The sequence below is a fragment of the Pelagirhabdus alkalitolerans genome, from assembly GCF_900096905.1.
Taxonomy (GTDB): Bacteria; Bacillota; Bacilli; order Bacillales; family Amphibacillaceae; genus Pelagirhabdus; species Pelagirhabdus alkalitolerans.
This window is the reverse complement of record NZ_FMYI01000010.1, coordinates 1-18,631: the sequence shown is the minus strand read 5'-3', so window position 1 is coordinate 18,631 and position 18,631 is coordinate 1. Positions and strand designations below refer to the sequence as shown.

Here is an 18,631-nt window from a genome sequence, read left to right as displayed (position 1 = left end):
TTTTGTCTTCTTTTTCGCTATCGTTACTCTTACCTTCGTTTTCATCTACGTCAGCATTTTCTTCTTTATTATGACTTGATGATTCGGAAGGTGGTTCTGATGTTTCAGTATCATTTGTGGTAGACTCATGCGATGTTGTATTCGTACTATCTGATTTTCTGTTGAACTTGATGACTGCTCGGCAGACGTATTATCTGATGTGTCTGTTTGACTGTCCGATGTACTTTCCTCGTTTGATGAATCAGTATCATCACTTGAATCTTCATCTATCGGCTGTTCAGATTTCGTGTTATCAATCTCTAAATGAACTGCAATGTCTTTATTACGTGTGTGTGAGTAATAAACATAAACATCACCATTTTGAGCGCCTGCTGCACTCACATGACCTCTTATATTATAAATATAGTTATCTGAATCCCCTTCAAAATAACCTCTAATGTCATCTTCTGACGCAACACCATCAGGGGTTGCTGCATTTTCATAACCTCGATGATCTTGTCGGCTAATAAATAAGTTAGCATACCCTTCTACGACATGTTCATAGCCCCAACTATCGGTAATTCTATCCTTATTTGCCTCTTTTTCCGCAATATAATCTTCTTTAGCTTCAACCATTTCTTCTGTTAGTTCATCATCTTGCAGTGAACCATCTTCCAGCGCTTTGTAAATAGCTTCACCATCTGTTAAATCTTCATCGGCACTCACCGTTACCGTAACAACCGTACTTAGTAATAAGATAAAAACAATCATTAATGTTTTATTCATAAGTAACCTCTCCCTACTATCTTTATTGAACGATCAACGTTTTACTATGTAAAAATCACAAGTTATATTATAACTGAAAATTAGAACTGGTTAAATAAGCTTATGTATTTGATAAGTAGTTTTTCTTAGTGTTAACGTTAGTGGTCTATAACGCTCCCTCTAAGCTACTGCTTTAATAAGAGAATCAAAGAAACTTGAGGATTAAATCTAATCTTCTAGTTCGATCGTTTTAAACAATCTATCTAATATGAGTTTTAAAGTCTCTTAATTCGGGGATTCATTAAGGACGGGGAAACCGCTCGAAAATAGTCATATTTTGGATCGTGATCCTTTTTGACCAACTCGTTAAAGGTTTCTTCACATGGTTTGGTTTTATAAATAGAAAGGGGTGCGTTATGGATAAAAAAAGGTTGATTATTTACCCGATATTATTTTTAATAACACTACTTATAGCAACACAAGGGTTTACGAATGTAGGATTTGATGGGTTGTTAATTCCACTTATCTTTACCTTTATTTACTTTACGATCATATTCCTGATTGCAACGGCGATCAAGAATAATTCGATTGTTGATATAGGTTGGGGTATGGGATTTGTGATTGGAAGTTGGTTGACGTTATTTGTGACAGATGAGCCAACTATTGTATCGTATATCGTCGTTGGTTTTATTACCGTGTGGGGTGTCAGGTTATCGGCTAGATTGTTAAAACGAAATTATGGTAAACCAGAGGACTTTAGATACGCACAGTGGCGAAAAGAATGGGGCGATAAGGTCGTTCTTATTGCGTTCTTTCGTGTGTTCATGGTGCAAGGTATTATTAATTTTATTGTCGGATCAGCAAGTTATTCGATCATTCGATTTAATGACTTTAGTTTAGATGATGCGAGTCAGTTTGTCGTTTATATTGGACTGTTAATTGCGCTTACAGGGCTTTTATTTGAAGTGATTGGTGATGAACAGCTGAGACAGCACATCAATCAAAAATCAGGTAAGTTACTTCAGACGGGGTTATGGTCAGTGACGCGACATCCGAACTACTTTGGTGAAATCTTAATTTGGGTTGGCTTGTACATTACCGGTATTCCGATGATGTTTACAGGTGATGTGAATATTGTTTATTATGCTATCCTGATAATTTCACCGCTCATTATGAGTTTAGTATTAATTAAGATTTCAACTCCTCTCCTTGAGAAAAATATGGAGAAGTATGCAGAATGGGAAGAATATAAGAAGCGGGTGCCGATGATTTTCCCTTGGGGTAAGAAGGGATAAGATAAACTAATCATCCTAGCAAAATAATAAACGTGTATACAAGTTGCCTAGGTTCATAGGGCGACTTGTATACTATAAAAACACCATAGAAAGATGGAGATGAGCATGGAGACAATCACATATGACGAGTTATATAACGGCTTAATTAACGGTGCTAAAGAAGTGATGAATAATCGCTTGTTTTTAAATAACATTAACGTGTTTCCTGTCGCTGATGGGGATACAGGAAGCAATCTTTTCTCAATGATGCATAGCATTGTTCATCATTCAGAACTTAAAGACAATACGAAAACGACTGTGGATACGATTGCTGATTCTGCCATTATTGGCGCAAGAGGTAATTCAGGTTTAATTTTTGCCCAGTATTTTCAAGGATTTAGTGAAGGGATTACAGAAGAGACGGTCATTACAAAAGAGAGTTTCGCTACAGCGATTAAAGAAGGAATGGAGTATGCTTATCGTGCCGTAGAAAAACCTGTAGAAGGAACCATTTTGACAACGATGAGTGTGTTCCATGATGCATTAAGTAAAGAGCTAGAGAGTCATGATGCTTTTGATCAGCTTTTAGAAACAGCATTTGAAAAGGTCGAAAGTGCAGTGGGGAATACGACGGAACAATTAAAGGTTTTGAAAAAATCGTCTGTTGTGGACTCAGGTGCTAAGGGGTTTGCTTACTTTGTTAAAGGTTTTTTAGATGGCGTAAGAGGCCACGCCATTTCAACTGATCAATTAGAGACAGAAGAAACCATCCCTGCTATTCATGAAGATGATCATGATATCGGTGACTATCGTTACTGTACCGAAGCATTAATTGAACACGACTCAAGTGTTGAAGATTTGAAGAGCTTGTTGACAGATTTGGGTGATTCAATCGTTCAAGTGAAAGGGAAAACGAAGACAAGACTGCATATTCATACGAATGAACCGGCAGAAATGTTCGATCGTTTGTCTGATCATGGTCATATTATCGAACAAAAAGTCGATGACATGATGATGCAGTATGAAAGAATTTATAATCAAAAATACAAGACAGTAATTGTGACAGATTCGATCGCTGATTTACCGAAAGAGATCCTGGATGACGCGCAAGTCCATGTCGTTCATATATCACTTCTGGTCGGTGAAACATCTTTTGTGGATAAACTAACGATTACGAATGAAAAGCTATTTGAATTGGCGAAAAATAAAAATAGTCATCCGACCTCTTCTCAACCGACGGCAAAGACAGTTGAAGAGGCATATCGTTATTTACTCACCTATTATGATGAAGTGGTTGTTTTTTCAGTCGCTAAAGCATTAAGCGGGACGTATAATGTTTTCACAAAAGCGGCTGAAGTATTTAATCAAGATGAACAATTGATTCATGTGATCGATACGAAGCAAAACTCGGTAGCAGAAGGGTTAATCGTGTGGCAAGCGATTCAGAACTTGAAGGCCAATAAATCAGTTGATGAGATCATTCGTGAGGCGAATCGTTCGATCGATCAATCAAAAATTCTCGTCAAAATTAATACGTTAGATAATATGATTGCCTCAGGACGTCTTAGCGTTCGAGCTGGCGGGATTGCTAAAAAGGTTGGTTTAAAACCGATCGTATCGCTCGATGAGAATGGTGAAGGTGAAGTGTTTAAAATTGCTTTTAATCCAGAAAAAGCACAGAAGAAAATTATTAAGCATTTAAAAAACATAAAAGATACAAAAGGGATCAAGCATTTCGCCGTGACGTATGTCAATGATGCTAAGCTTGGTCAGGCGTTTGCTGAAGAATTAAAAACGGCATTAAATCAGGAACCGGAATATATCACGGAAAGTTCAGGTGTGATTGCTGTTGGAGCCGGTGCAGGTGCTGTCGCAGTTGCGTATATAACCGAATAGGAGGAAAAAGCTTATGGATTTTTTGATCGCTTATCTCGTGACGTTTGTTGTCTTTTTTGTGATTGATATTATTTGGCTAGGCCTTGTCGCTAGAACGTTTTATAAAGAACAAATTGGATTTTTAATGAAAGCAAAAACCAATTGGACAGCTGCTGTAATCTTTTATTTCATCTTCATTTTCGGACTCGTCTATTTCGTCATTGATCCAGCGCTACAAATGGAGAGTATGAGTGACGCACTCATAAGAGGCTTAATCTTTGGTTTGATTGCTTATTCAACGTATGATTTAACGAATTTAGCAACCCTTGATAAATGGCCGCTTAAGGTGACCATTGTTGATTTAATTTGGGGAACGACTTTAGGTGGTTTAGTATCGGTTGTTAGTTATTACATTACTGCGCTGATTTAAAAGAATCGAAAAAGGACGTGCTATAAAAGCACGTCCTTTTTATGCAAATTAAAAGCCTTTCTGCTGCCCTTCAAAAGGTGGTTGTTCATTGTTTATAAATTCCTCAACGCTCGGACCTTTTCGTTTTCTTAACTGCTGAATACCGATAACATATGTGATAATGAGTATTGTGATGTTAAGAGGCCAGCCAAGTATATTGTTCACGAAAAAGTAAGCAGAGAATGCTTCCATTAAGAATAGAGGTGTTTGAACCGCTAATCGAATGAAAAAGTACACGGCCCATAGTAATGTTACGATCTCGTACGCTGGGCGAATATCATCTCGGAAATACCATTCAATTGGCCACCCTCTCGTAATGTGACTGAGTAAAGCAGCGAGCGGTTTTTTCATGAGCAATGAGGCAACACATGCGATCACAATCATACCTGTTGAGATAAGACCAGGCAGGTAGTAATTGATTGCTTCGCCAGACCAAAAGCTAAAGCCGATTGAAACTAAACTCCCGCCTACCCCAACTAATACATACTTTTTCGTATGCTTTTTGAAGACTCGATAAATAATGAGTGCAACCAAATAGATCAGTGTGAGGCCTGCCGACATTTCTAAAGAAAAAAATTGATTCGCTAGAAAGAAGATCAGTGGTGGGAAGATGGCATCAATGGTTTTGTTCTGAAAGACGAGCAAGAGTTGTTCTTTCCACTCTTTAAGTTTTTCCATTATTAGCACCTCGATTCAAACCGTGAAGTGCGACCTGCCAATCCCCTTTAGATTCATAGAGTGCTTTTAATACATAAATACTTCCTGTTAAGAACCCAAAAATCATCATCGTTACAACCCAAATGATCATTTTCCATCGAGTTTTCTCACGATAGACGATCCATATAGAAAATAAAGCAAAGCCGACGTATAGATCAATGATCGACATGACACCCCAAGGGTTTTCAAATAAGGCGCCTCCATCTATGAAAAAATCACCATTAACAAATGCATTAATTAAACCAGCCGTCATCGCAATCAAACAAATCCATGCGACCATTTTTGCAGCTTTCATATTATGCCCCCCCCTAAAATCATACTTCTTTATGACGTTGATATAGCCTTTTATCGATCCTTTTAAACTTAATTCACTTGATCTAATGAATAACTAGTGGATGCAGCTGATATTTACTTTATCGTTATTCTATTTGATGCGTCATTTTAATCAAAAATTAATTGAACGTGCATGTAACCTAATTGAAAATGATTATCAATTAGGTTATAGTAAGTTATATTAGTTAATGTACAAAGGAGAATGATGAATGCAAATATATTGGACTAAAATTAATAAAGTTATTGAAGAATCTAGTGAGGTAAGAACATATCTTCTTGAATGCCCAGAAGGTTTTACTTGGGAAGAGGGCGCTCACACTCACTTTGCTATGAAAGGTTTTAATGCTAGTGATAAACCCAATCGTAGTCTTGTTCGGCATATGTCAATATCGACTTTACCAGATGAAGGTTTAATAGGTATTACAACTCGTATAAAAGAACACTGTTCCGAGTTTAAGTCGATTGTAAAAAACCTTGATATTGGTGATGAGGTAGCATTATTCAAGACACAATCGAACGTCCCAATAAAAAATGAAGGAAAATCTATTTACCTTTTATCATCAGGTGTCGCTTTAGCAACTTTTAGACCGCTTGTTATGAAATACTTTGAAGATTCATCTAATATTAATGAAGTTTATTCTTTGAATATTGAGTCATCAAGACAATTTTTGTTTACTGATCTATTTACAACGGCTGTCGATAAGAGCTTCACATCAAAATTTGTAGATAATCGATTTGATTATTATGAAGAGGTGAAACGTTTAGCTTCAGATCAGGAGGGCTTTTTCTATATTGTTGGCAGTGATGAGTTTCTTAGAGAAAATATTAAGTTGCTTAAGGAGTTTGGTATCAAATACGAAAATATTATATTAGACAAACATGAGCAAGCGAAACGCGAATTCTTATTATAAAATAATACCCAGTAAGAATAACCTTAGAGTTATCTGTATTACTGTTAATCGATCTATGATTTTTTTAATGTAATTTGCTTAATGTTTAGTTGTGGTGGTTATGTATGGCACAAAACGATCTATCGAAAAGTATTTAATGGTCTAAATGAACAGATCAATGATGAGTACATCACCGAAAATGATACTTTAATGATGTCCCCCCACTCCTTGCTTACGAAATTGTAAATTCTATCTAGAACTTTTGATTATGTAAGTCTCTTGATGGTTAGCTAGATATATAGATACCTATAGCAACAAGTATTATCACGATCGATTGGTGTATTATAGCAATGTTAGCAGTTTTATCCATCCATTTCGGATAATCATTTTTAGCAACTACTCGTTTATTATACATGGCTAAGAAAATACCTAAGACCGGGACTAAAAAAGCAATCCAAAAGTTGATCAGTGTCGTGTAAACCTTATAGTTTTCAAGATCTTGTTTGGACTTATATCTTTTTAGAAAAATAGTGCATCTCTCCTTTTTTAATTAGGGATTATATGTAAATTTTAACGCAATGTGCTTCAGGTTGCGATAGCGGTTTATGTTTTAGGAGGCATCAAAACGTGTATAGGTAAACTAGGATAAATTTGTCATAAAAAAAGAGGAGTGACTGTATGGGGTTATTAGTTGATGGTAAATGGCATGACGATGCAGAGGATATTAAAAGCGATGCTGAAGGTCGGTTTATTCGTAAAGAATCACAATTTCGTCGTTGGGTGACGTCTGATGGAAGTGCTGGTCCTACAGGAGATCGCGGGTTTAAAGCTGAACCGAATCGGTATCACTTGTATGTGTCTTATGCGTGTCCGTGGGCAAATCGTGCGCTTATTATGAGAAAAATTAAAGGGCTGGAAGATATGATCTCAGTCTCTGTTGTGAATCCATATCGTGAGAATAAAGGTTGGACGTTTGAACCTGAAGATGGTGTCGTTCCCGATCCAGTCATGGATGCAACGTATCTTTATCAAATTTATCAAAAAGCAGATCCAAGCTATAGTGGCCGTGTATCCGTACCCGTATTGTTTGACTTAAAGGAAGAAACAATCGTCAATAATGAATCGGCTGATATTATTCGAATATTTAATACCGCGTTTAATCATTTAGGTGCGGATGATTATGATTATAGACCTGACCATTTAGTAGGTGAGATCGATGCGATTAACGAAAAGGTGTACCATGAAGTGAATAACGGCGTTTACAAAGCAGGTTTTGCCACAAAACAAGACGTATACGAAGAAGAAGTGACGAAGTTGTTTGAATCTCTAGATATGTTAGAAAAAAGACTAGCATCACAAAAGTATTTAGTGGGTGATGTGCTGACAGAAGCCGATTGGCGATTATTCACAACGCTCATTCGGTTCGACTCTGTGTATCATGGTCATTTTAAATGTAACTTGAAACGATTAACGGAGTATCCAAATCTATGGCATTACACCAAAGTATTATATAACTATCCTGGAGTTGCAGAAACAGTAAACTTTAAGCATATTAAGGATCATTATTATAAGAGTCATAAAAATATTAATCCGAATGGGATTGTTCCAGCAGGACCTGAATTAGATTTAACGCTCGATTAAAAAGAAGGTTAGTCATTAAGTGACTAACCTTCTTTGCTTTAAATAATGGTATAATAGGGAACAAATAACTAATTGACATAACTTTCAAATATGATAGTCTGATTTTAATGTGCCAATAGTCTTTAAATCAGCCAGTGAGGGGAATCACCATGAATCGAGTGTTAGTTGCTAAACAACCTATTTTAGATCGACATCGTCAAGTGTTTGCATATGAATTGCTTTATAGAAGTGAACAGCCTAATCAAGTATTTGATGGTGACCAAGCAACCATTGAGGTCATGGTCAATGCGTTTTTGAATATTGGACTAGACCGTTTAACAGGGCAATCGGATGTTTTTGTTAACTTTACCGATAACTTGCTACAAGAAGGGGTTATTGAACAGTTTCAACCGGATGATATTGTGATTGAATTGTTAGAATCCATTCAGTTAAACGAACGCGTGATTAAGCTCATTAAGCGATTAGCAACAAAGGGATACCGATTTGCGCTAGATGATGTGACGGCTGAACTATTTGATGAGTGGTATGAAGCGGGGTTATTACCCCATTTGACATATTTAAAAATTGATTTTCTTCAATTTACAGATAAACAAAAACGAAAAGAAGTTGTTTGGGCTGTGCGTCATCAATTCCCCCATATTCAATTAATTGCAGAGAAGATTGAAACAGAAGCAATGTTTCAAGAAGCGCTGGAATTGGGTTATGACTTTTTCCAAGGGTTCTTTTTTATGCGTCCACAACTAATGGAGTCATTTGAAATTCCTAGTTTTTATTATACTTATATTCAACTGATTCAACAGATTGACCGAGAAGAAGTGGAGCTAACGGAAGTAGCATCGATTATTCAAAATGACTTGTCACTTGCTTATAAATTGTTGAGGCTTATTAATTCTCCGTTTTACCGGCGATTAGAAAGGATTAATTCAATTGAGCGTGCTGTTGTTTTACTCGGTCCTAAGGAAATCAAAAAGTGGTTATATGTGTTAGCATTACGTGAGCACCATGATTATATGGAGGTACCTGAACTAAATGAATTAATCGTCAGTTCTTATTATCGTGCCAAAATGTCTGAGCAACTAGCCATACTACTAAACTTAAACAAGAGTCAAGAAGCCTTTTTGATCGGCTATTTTTCACAATTGCCTGCTATACTCCGGCAGCCATTGGATAAGCTCATTCAGGAATTATCGTTGGATCGTGAAATTGAAGCAGGATTATTGGAAGAAAAAAGCGAGTTAACCCCCATTTATCAATTGGCTGTAGCGTATGAACAAGCGAATTGGTGTCAAGTTGACGAGCTTGCTGATCAGCTTAACTTTGACAAACAGGCAATCATTCCAATTTATAAAGATGCTCAAAATTGGGCGCAATCGATACTGGATGATCAAACTCACCTATAAAGGGTGGGTTTTTTTATGTGGTTAAGAATGTTTCGTTTTAGATACTCCCATTCATTCCATAAGTAAAACTTATTGGGTAGATAAAAATGATGTATTCGACTTCACCAACACCTCCACTTATAATCAAATTGTAAGCGGTTACTTATTAATTAATTAAAGATGAACATAAAAAACAAAAACTTATAGAGGAGGCATTTTTTATGAAAGATGTCGTGATTGTTAAAGCATTACGTACCCCAATTGGAACGTTTGGAGGATCACTAAAAGATGTATCACCAGTTGATTTAGGTGTATCGGTCGTAAAAGACTTATTAAAGGATAGCCCGGTCAAACCTGGTGATATAGAAGAATTGATTTTCGGAAATGTACTTGGTGCAGGACATGGTCAGAATGTGACCCGACAAATTGCAGTGAATGCGGGGATTCCAGAGGCCGTTCCTTCATTTACGATCAATAAAGTGTGCGGTTCAGGATTGAAATCAGTTGCCCTAGGTGCTCAATCGATTATGGTCGGTGATGCAGATGTAATTATTGCAGGTGGAACAGAAAGCATGAGTCAAGCAGCACATGTTTTACCGAATGGACGATTTGGCAAGAAAATGGGTGATATAAGCCTAAAAGATACGATTTTAACAGATGGCTTGATGGATGCATTTGATCACTATCACATGGGCATAACAGCTGAGAATATTAATGATCGATACGGTTTTACAAGAGAAGCACAAGATGCGTTCGCTGCAACAAGCCAGCAGCGTGCTGAAAAAGCAATTAAAGCAAATCGATTTAAAGAAGAGATATCACCTGTTAAAATACCTCAACGAAAAGGTGATCCGGTGACAGTCGATACGGATGAGCATCCTCGATTTGGTGCAACGGCTGAAGGATTGGCCAAATTAAAGCCTGCTTTTAAGAAAGACGGTTCTGTCACAGCAGGGAATGCATCAGGAATCAATGATGGTGCAGCAGCCGTGTTACTGATGAGTGCCGAAAAAGCAGATGAACTTGGATTAGAAGTCATCGGACGTATTAAAGCTTATGCAAGTGCTGGTATTCAACATGAAATTATGGGATGTGGTCCCATTCCAGCAACGAAAAAAGTACTTCAAAAAGCGAACTTAACAGTTGATGATCTTGACTTGATCGAGGCAAATGAAGCCTTTGCGGCACAATCGCTCAGCGTTGTGAAAGATTTAGGTTTGAATACAGATATTGTGAATGTAAATGGTGGAGCAATCGCGTTGGGTCATCCGATTGGCGCAAGTGGTACACGAATTTTAGTCACACTGGTCCATGAAATGATGAAACAAGATGTTAAACACGGTTTAGCAACACTGTGTATCGGTGGAGGACAAGGGATTTCAATGGTGATTGAAAGATAGGAGGATTTGACATGGATAAGTTAACAACAATTAAAGAAGCGGTTAAAAATATTAAAAACGGAGACACGATCATGATTGGGGGCTTTATGGGAAATGGGGCGCCTCCGGAATTGATCGATGCACTCATCGAAAAAGATATTCGTGATATTACGCTCATCAGCAGTGATACGGCAAAAATTGATTATGCATCAGGCAAATTAATTCGCGATAAACGTGTTAAAAAATTGTACGCATCTCACATTGGAACGAACAAAGAAACAGGCCGTCAAATGACAGAAGGTGAATTGGATGTTGAATTGGTTCCTCAAGGGACGTTAGTTGAACGCATTCGAGCAGCCGGATTTGGGCTGGGTGGTATTTTAACAACGACAGGTGTAGGGACACGCGTAGAAGAAGGCAAGCAAAAGTTAACGGTAGATGGTGTGAATTACTTATTAGAGACGCCACTACATGCGGATGTCGCACTCATCAATGCGAAAAAAGCTGATAAAGCAGGCAACCTTCAATATCAGGGGTCAATGGTTAATTTTAATGCCATGATGGCAGCGGCTGCCAAAACAACCATTGTTGAAGTCGATGAAGTGGTTGAAAAAGGTGAGATGGATCCGAATTTAGTCATGACACCAGGCGTATTTGTTGATTATGTTGTAAAACGAGGTGAAGACAATGAATAAAGAAGAGATGCAGACACTTATTGCTAAACGTGTTGCTTATGAACTTGAAGATCAATCGTTAGTGAATTTAGGAATCGGCCTGCCGACAAAAGCAGCCAACTATATCCCAGATGATGTTGAGGTGATGTTCCAGTCAGAAAATGGGTTTGTAGGATTACGCGGTCTAAAAGAAGATGAAGAGGACGACGGTACGATTGTGAATGCTGGTGGTCAACCGGTTGGAATTGAACAAGGAGGCGCATTCTTTGATAGCTCGACCTCGTTTGGTATTATTCGTGGAGGTTATGTCGATTGTACGATACTCGGGGCGTTGCAAGTTGACCTTCATGGCAATATCGCAAATTACATGATTCCAGGAAAAATGGTTCCAGGTATGGGTGGTGCGATGGATTTACTTGAAGGAGCGAAAAAGGTGATTGTTGCGATGCAACATACCGCAAAGGGAAGCCCGAAAATTTTAAATGAATGCAACTTACCTTTAACTGCATCTGAAGCGGTTGATCTTATTGTAACGGAAATGGGGGTCATTGAAGTAACAAATCAAGGATTAACGTTAATCGAGTACAACCCAGCGTTTACGATCGATGAAATAAAAGAGGCAACAGAAGCACCGCTTACGATTGCTGATGATGTAAAAGATATGACACTAAATATTTAGGAGGCGTTTAGCATGGTCGAAAACAAAGTAACGTTAGTAACAGGGGCAGCAAGTGGCATTGGATATCAAATTGGTGTTGATTTTTTGAAAAAAGGGGCAAAAGTCGTTTTCACAGACATTCAAGAAGAGAAGTTGATGGATGAGGTGAAAACACTTCAATCAGAAGGTTATGAATGTTTGGGGATTAAATTAGATGTAACAAGTGAGCCGGAAATCGAAGCCGCGATTAATCAAACGGTTGAAACATATGGACGACTCGATATTTTAATTAACAATGCAGGTCTTCAACACGTGTCACCTATTGAAGAATTTCCGACAGCGAAATTTGAACTCATGCAGAAGATCATGGTAACAGCACCATTTGTAGCGACGAAATATGCCTTGCCGATCATGAAAAAACAACAGTTTGGGCGAATTATTAATATGGCATCAATTAATGGTGTGATCGGTTTTGCAGGCAAAGCAGCCTATAATAGCGCTAAACATGGCATTATTGGATTAACAAAAGTAGCGGCACTGGAATCAGCTTCTGAAGGTGTGACGGTTAACGCCTTATGCCCAGGTTACGTTGATACACCTCTTGTTCGTGGGCAGTTTGAAGACTTAGCTAGAACGCGCCAAGTGCCATTAGAAAGTGTGTTAGAAGATATTTTATACCCATTAGTTCCGCAAAAGCGATTATTAGATGTTTCTGAGATTTCAAACTATGCACTCTTCTTATCAAGTGAAGGTGCAAAAGGGGTCACAGGACAAGCGGTCGTGCTTGATGCAGGTTATACAGCGCAATAGATTAAATAAATGATAAAGGGGATAAGTGTTGTGATCGTCTGCACTTATCCTAGAGAGAAAAAATAGTGGGAGTGAGAATAGTGGATATTATAGGGATTTTTATTGGTTTAATTATGTTAATGGTACTCGCCTATATGGGGTATTCGATCATATGGATTGCCCCGTTATCAGCCGGTGTCGTCGCGATGACCGGTGGACTCGATCTTTTGGAAGCGTATACAGGGACGTATATGTCAGGTTTAATTGGGTTCTTAGGGGATTGGTTCCCGGTGTTTATGTTGAGTTCAATTTTTGGTAAGTTGATGGAAGATACCGGAATGGCCAAATCGATCGCCTTAAAGCTATCAGAAGTATTAGGCGTCAAGCGTGCTGTTATGGGGGTTGTCTTATCAGCTGCACTCTTAACGTATGGTGGTATTAGCTTGTTTGTTGTTGTGTTCGCTGTTTATCCGGTTGCACTAAATTTATTTAAAGAAGCAAATCTACCACGTCGATTAATTCCTGGTGCCATTGCATTGGGGGCATTTGGATTTACGATGACAGCTGTACCAGGTACGCCCCAGATTCAAAATTTGATTCCGATGGATTACTTTGGGACAACACCAACTGCTGCTCCTATAATGGGGATTGCATCAGCCATCGTGATTGCTGTAGGCGGGTATCTCTATTTAGTATGGCGTCAAAATAAACTGCTAGCAAATGGTGAGGTTTATACTGAACCAAAAGATAAAGCGGTGTTGAATATAGAAGATGATGAACCGAACATGTTTATTGCTCTAATTCCACTTGTATTAGTCGTTGCGACGCTGAACTTTTTAGGGTGGGATATTGTTATCGCCCTACTTGTAGGAATCGCTGCCACATTACTTTTAAATATCCATAAAATCAAAAAACTAAAATTCTCACGATCTGTAAACGAAGGTGCTAAAGGTTCATTAGGTGCCATTATGAATACAAGTGCTGCCGTTGGTTTTGGAACAGTCGTACAAGCTTCTCCTGGGTTTGCGACACTAACAGGGGCCTTAACGGCTATCCCGGGTACGCCACTGATTTCCTTAGCGGCATCCGTTAATATTTTGGCAGGTGCAACAGGTTCAGCTTCAGGCGGTATGGGGATTGCGCTTGAAGCGTTAGGAGATTATTATGTGCAGGCTGCTGAGACGAGTGGTGTGGCGCTTGAAGCCTTTCACCGTGTTGCCTCCATCTCTTCTGGTGGACTCGATGTATTACCGCATAATGGAGCCGTCCTTACGTTACTCGCTGTTTCAGGTTTAACGCATAAGGATAGTTACATTGATATTGCTGTTGTCGGTATTATCATTCCAATTATTTCTGTTATTGTAGCGATCATCTTTGCTAATCTCGGATTAGTTTAAAAATAATCGAAAATAAAAATCAGCTCCTTTTAATGGGGGCTGATTTTTATCTGGGGAAGAACGGATCATAAACTGTTATGATCCGTTCGATGCTTGGCAATGTGTTTAAATATATAATCTTCTATTAAGCTATGATATTTTTGACGTCGTCTGCAAATAGCTACTTCCCACTTAATCGGGTCATGAATTGGGATTTGTTTTACCTCTGGTGTTTGAAAAAGCTCACCTAATGGTCCAGGTAAAATAGTGACTAAGTTAGAGTGACGTGTTGAATTAAGCAAAAGATCCCATGAAGCGGATTGTAGCTGAATCAAAGGTTTAACTTGAGCATCTTTAAATTGTTTTTTTAATTGATGGTGAATCATATACGATTGGTCAAAGATGGCGATTGACTGCTGGTCAAAATCCTCCCATTCAAGACACTCTTTTTTGGCAAAAGGATGGTCTGCGCTGACAAATGCAGTAAGCTTGTCTGAGAATAGAATATGTGATTCATATTGCGACTCGTCAAGGTGAGTAGGCGTAAGAAGTGCAGCAATTGGGATTTCTTTTGCTTGTAATTGTTGTCGTAACTCAACGGCTCCTAATTCAAGAAGTTCTAATTGGATTTTCGGATTATCTCGAATCAAGGTTGGCAGCAAATCAGGGAAAATGATCGATATTACAACAGGAGGGATACCGATTTTCACATGTCCTCTTAGTTCAGTAGATTCTTTCTGCATTTCCTCCACCATAACTTGGTGCTTTTTTAAAATGTCAACGGCATGTGTATAAAGACGATCTCCAGCGTATGTTAGCTTTTTAAGGCGACCGCCTGAGCGCTCAAACAAAGTGATGTTTTCATTGTTTTCAAATTGATGGATCATTTGACTTAAAGCGGGTTGAGATATAAGACTTTCTTTTGCGGCGCGCGTCATATTAAAGTCGCAGTTAACGATGGTAACGAAGTAATGAAGAAACCGAATATCCATGATGAACTTCCTCCTATTATATCGAAGTGATTTGTAGAACCGGTTTTGTGTGAATGAAATATGTTTCTTCATTAAGAATAACATATAATATTCTCTTACTTACTAACACTGAATTTTTAAGACGGTCTAAAAGAAGCTATCAAAACATAAAATAGGTAAACAGCTGAATGAAGGAGCGATCGATTTTGAAAATAGTATCTATCGTTAGCTGGCTCGTTGGTTTTTTTCTATTGGTTTTTTTAATGAGTGGTGCTTTAGATAGTCGATTTGCTGAAGAGACAAGCTTGCCACTTCCACTTACAGGCGAAGTGATTGTCATCGATCCGGGTCACGGGGGTGTAGATGGTGGGGCGGTTGCACCAGATGGAACACTCGAAAAGGATATCACGTTACAGGTGAGTGAGTATTTACAAGACTACTTACAGCAAGCGGGGGCCTTGGTGTACTTAACGCGAGAAGCGGATCGTGATCTGGCGAACGAGGGTACAACCTCTATTGCGAAACGAAAAGTTGAAGATATAAATGCGCGTGCTCAATTTATAGAGAACAAGGAAGCAGCATTGTTTTTATCTGTTCATTTAAATGCTGTATCATCACAGAAGTGGTCTGGTGCACAGACATTTTTTCATGCGAGTCAACAGGATTCAAAGCAGCTAGCGACGAGCATTCAAAATCAATTTAAATCAAATTTAGATACAAATCGAGATGCGATGCAACTCAATCGTATATTTTTATTAAAGCATGCATCTTGTCCTGCTGCGTTAGTGGAGATTGGTTTTTTGTCTAACCAAAAAGAACGAGCGCTTCTTAAAACGGACATTTATCAAAAAAGGATAGCAGCTAGTATTTATTACGGTATTCTTGATTTTTACGACGAAGAAAACACATCGGTTTAGAAGCGGTTTGGAGTATGCTATACTACGCACATAAGAAAAAGACTCGAAAGGTGGTTAAAAGGTGTTAACCGAAACACAAGTGATTGCATTACTCCAACCGGTTAAGGATCCGTTTATACATAAAACATTGAAAGAAACGAATGGGATTGATGAAGTTAAAATTAAAGAATCATCAGGTCATGTATCGGCAAAAATAAGAATTGCTAAAATGAACACTCCCGAACAGATGCAACTTCAACAAGAGGTTGTTAATAAGCTAAAACGAGCAGGCGCAGAATCTGTGGGGTTACGATTTGATCAATTATCTGAAGAAGTTTTAAATCAATTTCAATCAAAAGAAGAAGAAAAGCCAACATTATTAAATGGAAAAATGAAAACAAAATTTCTTGCCATTGCAAGTGGTAAAGGTGGCGTTGGTAAATCAACCGTCACTGTCAACATGGCAGTTGCATTGGCGCGTTTAGGGAAAAAGGTCGGTATCATTGATGCTGATATTTATGGCTTTAGCGTGCCTGATATGATGGGCATCACGCATCGACCGAAGCTTAGAGGAAATCGCATTATTCCAGTTGAAGCGCATGGTGTGCAATTGATGTCGATGGGCTTCTTCGTTGAGAATAACGAACCTGTCGTTTGGCGAGGGCCACGTCTAGGTAAAATGTTAAAAAGCTTCTTCGTTGAAGTCGAATGGGACGAATTGGACTATCTTTTACTCGATTTACCGCCTGGTACGGGAGACATGGCACTAGCTGTTCACAATACGATTCCGGAATCAAAAGAATTGATTGTGACCACACCACATCCAACAGCTGCGTTTGTAGCAACGCGTGCAGGTCGCATGGCAATTAATACGAACCATCAAATTGTCGGTATTGTTGAAAATATGAGTTATTTTCAAAGTGAAGTGACCGGCGAAAAAGAATATGTCTTCGGTCGTGGTGGAGGACAGACGCTTGCAGATGATTTGGGTGCACCGTTAATCGGACAAATTCCTTTAGGACAGCCTAATGATGATTCAAATGATCGTGGCTCCATTTATCCGGCTGATCATCCGATCGGCAAAACATATGAGGCAATGGCGCGTCACGTGTTAGAACATGAATAAAAGCAAGAGTCTGAGACAAAAGTAAATAAGTCAATGTAATAGCCGGACAAAAATAGTGTTTTAACTATTTTTTGTCCGGCTATTTGTTTACATATTTCAAAGCAATCTGGAATGGACGAGACTCTTGCGGGAAAAGCACAAGCCGAAGATCCACTTTAGAAGCGATTTTTGCTTCTAAAGTTAGCTGAGGCCGTGCCCGCAGAAAGGGGGTCCATTCCAGATTGCGGTGACCTTTTTATCGGATCATTCGTGTTTTAAGATATTCATTTTTGTTTTGTCCCAGACTCTTTTTGCCTGGAAGCGGAGGGTCATCCCGCAACTTATTCAATTAATTCCGTTTCGACTTCCGCTTGGCTGATTAATTGAGATAAGGTAACAGGCTTTAACTTTTCCTCTTTTAAATGTGATAAAATATCAGTCAGAGCTTCCGGTGTGTGGATGGCGTCATCTGAAGCATGTAACATAACAATATCCCCTCCACTTACTTCTTTCATCACGTGTTTAGAAATAGTGTCTGGGTGATTGGCGGTAAGATCAAATCCTTGGACACTCCACCTGACGACGTCAAAACCAAGTTTAGTAGCTGTGTCTAACACTTGATCGTCTAACTGATCAACGGGAGGACGAAATAGAGTTAATTGATTAAACCCAAGTTTCCCCAATATAGTTTGTCCTTTATATAGATCCTTTTGAATTAAATCAGGATTAGGATTTGAATAATTTTTATATCGATAACCTAATAATGCCACTTCATGTCCTTGGTTATCAATCATTTCCATTAGATGAGGATGATGCTCTGCCCATTCTCCCAAAACAAAAAAAGAAGCGACGACGTCCTCGGTTTCTAATCTATCTAATATGTCTTCAATGACTTCATCCCCCCAAATCATGTTAAATGTTAGAGACACGTCAGATGTGTTGAAGTCACTTTTTGATAAAGCGAGAGGTTGACCGTTAGTTGAAAAAACATCCGCGGACTGGTTAGGGGGTTGTTGATTTATGAGAAAGATGAAACTACATAGTAAAATAAATAACCCCACACGTTTAATAGTCGTAAGTTTTATAAAATAAATGCCCTGATCCATCAAATCCCCCTTCTAAAACTCTTTATTAATCCATTGTATGAAATGGAGGCTATGAGCTATGCATCAAAATCATGATGAATTTATTTTTTTCATAAAAAAACTCTTGCATGACTAAATAGGGTATGCTATATTATTTTTTGTTGTCATCTTAATACAGACAACGACCTACATTATTTTTGCAAAAACATTTAAAAAAAGATTGACTTAAGCGCCGATGCGTGCTATATTAAATCTTGTCGCAAAAATGTGTGACGAATTAAATTGATCTTTGAAAACTGAACGAAACAACCAGTACGTTAAGAAATGAAGTAAGACAAAAGCTAGTGCTTTTGAACCGAGTTTAGATAAACTTAAC

At 38.4% G+C, this 18,631-nt stretch carries 18 protein-coding genes; 13 read left to right on the top strand and 5 right to left on the bottom strand.

Features of this window, described 5'->3' with window-relative positions; translation table 11 throughout:
- Positions 1-45: 45 nt before the first annotated feature.
- Complete coding sequence (locus tag BLR62_RS10575; protein WP_090796721.1) at positions 46-765, bottom strand: hypothetical protein; 720 nt, start codon at positions 763-765, stop codon at positions 46-48.
- Between the two features lie 395 nt (positions 766-1,160).
- Between BLR62_RS10575 and BLR62_RS10570 the strand changes: the two genes are divergently transcribed.
- The 3 genes from BLR62_RS10570 to BLR62_RS10560 all read left to right on the top strand — a co-directional run bounded on the left by BLR62_RS10570 (position 1,161) and on the right by BLR62_RS10560 (position 4,323).
- Positions 1,161-2,039 (top strand): DUF1295 domain-containing protein, encoded by an 879-nt coding sequence (locus BLR62_RS10570; RefSeq protein WP_090796720.1) that lies wholly within the window; start codon positions 1,161-1,163, stop codon positions 2,037-2,039.
- 105 nt (positions 2,040-2,144) lie between these two features.
- Entirely contained in the window at positions 2,145-3,914 is a 1,770-nt protein-coding gene (locus BLR62_RS10565) for a DegV family protein (protein ID WP_176759281.1), read from the top strand.
- 13 nt (positions 3,915-3,927) lie between these two features.
- A complete protein-coding gene (locus BLR62_RS10560; RefSeq protein WP_090796715.1) occupies positions 3,928-4,323 on the top strand; it encodes a DUF2177 family protein in 396 nt (131 codons plus the stop codon).
- Between the two features lie 48 nt (positions 4,324-4,371).
- On the opposite strand, the gene BLR62_RS10555 is transcribed toward BLR62_RS10560, so the two are convergent.
- Together BLR62_RS10555 and BLR62_RS10550 are read right to left on the bottom strand one after the other, a co-directional pair.
- Complete coding sequence (locus BLR62_RS10555; RefSeq protein ID WP_090796713.1) at positions 4,372-5,040, bottom strand: DUF3159 domain-containing protein; 669 nt, start codon at positions 5,038-5,040, stop codon at positions 4,372-4,374.
- Complete coding sequence (locus BLR62_RS10550; protein WP_090796712.1) at positions 5,027-5,374, bottom strand: DUF1475 family protein; 348 nt, start codon at positions 5,372-5,374, stop codon at positions 5,027-5,029. The genes BLR62_RS10555 and BLR62_RS10550 overlap by 14 nt, the downstream gene beginning before the upstream one ends.
- Before the next feature lie 247 nt (positions 5,375-5,621).
- Between BLR62_RS10550 and BLR62_RS10545 the strand changes: the two genes are divergently transcribed.
- The 8 genes from BLR62_RS10545 (at position 5,622) to BLR62_RS10510 (ending at position 14,219) form a co-directional block, all read left to right on the top strand.
- Positions 5,622-6,323: a ferredoxin reductase domain-containing protein gene (locus BLR62_RS10545; protein WP_090796709.1), complete on the top strand. Its 702-nt coding sequence runs from the start codon at positions 5,622-5,624 to the stop codon at positions 6,321-6,323.
- A gap of 657 nt (positions 6,324-6,980) precedes the next feature.
- Positions 6,981-7,943 carry a glutathione S-transferase family protein gene (locus tag BLR62_RS10540; RefSeq protein ID WP_090796706.1) on the top strand — a complete coding sequence of 321 codons (963 nt, stop codon included), beginning with the start codon at positions 6,981-6,983 and terminating at the stop codon, positions 7,941-7,943.
- Between the two features lie 149 nt (positions 7,944-8,092).
- A complete protein-coding gene (locus BLR62_RS10535) occupies positions 8,093-9,343 on the top strand; it encodes an EAL and HDOD domain-containing protein (protein ID WP_090796704.1) in 1,251 nt (416 codons plus the stop codon).
- 200 nt (positions 9,344-9,543) lie between these two features.
- Positions 9,544-10,722, top strand: coding sequence for an acetyl-CoA C-acetyltransferase (locus BLR62_RS10530; protein WP_090796702.1), 1,179 nt, complete (start codon positions 9,544-9,546; stop codon positions 10,720-10,722).
- Positions 10,723-10,733: 11 nt separating this feature from the next.
- The gene (locus BLR62_RS10525; protein WP_090796700.1) at positions 10,734-11,396 is read left to right on the top strand and encodes a CoA transferase subunit A; all 663 of its coding nucleotides are present in this window, start codon (positions 10,734-10,736) and stop codon (positions 11,394-11,396) included.
- A complete protein-coding gene (locus BLR62_RS10520) occupies positions 11,389-12,054 on the top strand; it encodes a 3-oxoacid CoA-transferase subunit B (RefSeq protein ID WP_090796698.1) in 666 nt (221 codons plus the stop codon). Before BLR62_RS10525 ends, BLR62_RS10520 begins: the two co-directional genes overlap by 8 nt.
- A 12-nt stretch (positions 12,055-12,066) precedes the next feature.
- Positions 12,067-12,843 carry a 3-hydroxybutyrate dehydrogenase gene (locus tag BLR62_RS10515; protein ID WP_090796696.1) on the top strand — a complete coding sequence of 259 codons (777 nt, stop codon included), beginning with the start codon at positions 12,067-12,069 and terminating at the stop codon, positions 12,841-12,843.
- Between the two features lie 86 nt (positions 12,844-12,929).
- Positions 12,930-14,219 (top strand): GntP family permease, encoded by a 1,290-nt coding sequence (locus tag BLR62_RS10510; RefSeq protein WP_090796884.1) that lies wholly within the window; start codon positions 12,930-12,932, stop codon positions 14,217-14,219.
- 65 nt (positions 14,220-14,284) lie between these two features.
- Here the strand turns inward: BLR62_RS10510 and BLR62_RS10505 are convergent, their stop codons facing one another.
- Positions 14,285-15,190, bottom strand: coding sequence for a LysR family transcriptional regulator (locus BLR62_RS10505; protein WP_176759280.1), 906 nt, complete (start codon positions 15,188-15,190; stop codon positions 14,285-14,287).
- 185 nt (positions 15,191-15,375) lie between these two features.
- On the opposite strand from BLR62_RS10505, the gene cwlD reads away from it, so the two are divergent.
- Both cwlD and BLR62_RS10495 read left to right on the top strand, forming a co-directional pair.
- Entirely contained in the window at positions 15,376-16,086 is a 711-nt protein-coding gene (cwlD, locus tag BLR62_RS10500) for an N-acetylmuramoyl-L-alanine amidase CwlD (protein ID WP_342706549.1), read from the top strand.
- Positions 16,087-16,147: 61 nt separating this feature from the next.
- Complete coding sequence (locus BLR62_RS10495) at positions 16,148-17,191, top strand: Mrp/NBP35 family ATP-binding protein (protein ID WP_090796689.1); 1,044 nt, start codon at positions 16,148-16,150, stop codon at positions 17,189-17,191.
- Positions 17,192-17,511: 320 nt separating this feature from the next.
- Here BLR62_RS10495 and BLR62_RS10490 read toward each other — a convergent pair whose 3' ends face one another.
- Positions 17,512-18,276 (bottom strand): polysaccharide deacetylase family protein, encoded by a 765-nt coding sequence (locus BLR62_RS10490; protein WP_090796686.1) that lies wholly within the window; start codon positions 18,274-18,276, stop codon positions 17,512-17,514.
- Positions 18,277-18,631 lie beyond the last annotated feature (355 nt).

Coding starts and splice junctions, on each gene's coding strand:
- BLR62_RS10530 (WP_090796702.1), top strand. CDS start 9,544: ATGAAAGATGTCGTGATTGTTAAAGCATTACGTACCCCAATTGGAACG.
- BLR62_RS10575 (WP_090796721.1), bottom strand. CDS start 765: ATGAATAAAACATTAATGATTGTTTTTATCTTATTACTAAGTACGGTT.
- BLR62_RS10555 (WP_090796713.1), bottom strand. CDS start 5,040: ATGGAAAAACTTAAAGAGTGGAAAGAACAACTCTTGCTCGTCTTTCAG.
- BLR62_RS10525 (WP_090796700.1), top strand. CDS start 10,734: ATGGATAAGTTAACAACAATTAAAGAAGCGGTTAAAAATATTAAAAAC.
- BLR62_RS10550 (WP_090796712.1), bottom strand. CDS start 5,374: ATGAAAGCTGCAAAAATGGTCGCATGGATTTGTTTGATTGCGATGACG.
- BLR62_RS10515 (WP_090796696.1), top strand. CDS start 12,067: ATGGTCGAAAACAAAGTAACGTTAGTAACAGGGGCAGCAAGTGGCATT.
- BLR62_RS10570 (WP_090796720.1), top strand. CDS start 1,161: ATGGATAAAAAAAGGTTGATTATTTACCCGATATTATTTTTAATAACA.
- BLR62_RS10545 (WP_090796709.1), top strand. CDS start 5,622: ATGCAAATATATTGGACTAAAATTAATAAAGTTATTGAAGAATCTAGT.
- BLR62_RS10560 (WP_090796715.1), top strand. CDS start 3,928: ATGGATTTTTTGATCGCTTATCTCGTGACGTTTGTTGTCTTTTTTGTG.
- BLR62_RS10520 (WP_090796698.1), top strand. CDS start 11,389: ATGAATAAAGAAGAGATGCAGACACTTATTGCTAAACGTGTTGCTTAT.
- BLR62_RS10490 (WP_090796686.1), bottom strand. CDS start 18,276: ATGGATCAGGGCATTTATTTTATAAAACTTACGACTATTAAACGTGTG.
- BLR62_RS10535 (WP_090796704.1), top strand. CDS start 8,093: ATGAATCGAGTGTTAGTTGCTAAACAACCTATTTTAGATCGACATCGT.
- BLR62_RS10540 (WP_090796706.1), top strand. CDS start 6,981: ATGGGGTTATTAGTTGATGGTAAATGGCATGACGATGCAGAGGATATT.
- BLR62_RS10565 (WP_176759281.1), top strand. CDS start 2,145: ATGGAGACAATCACATATGACGAGTTATATAACGGCTTAATTAACGGT.
- BLR62_RS10505 (WP_176759280.1), bottom strand. CDS start 15,190: ATGGATATTCGGTTTCTTCATTACTTCGTTACCATCGTTAACTGCGAC.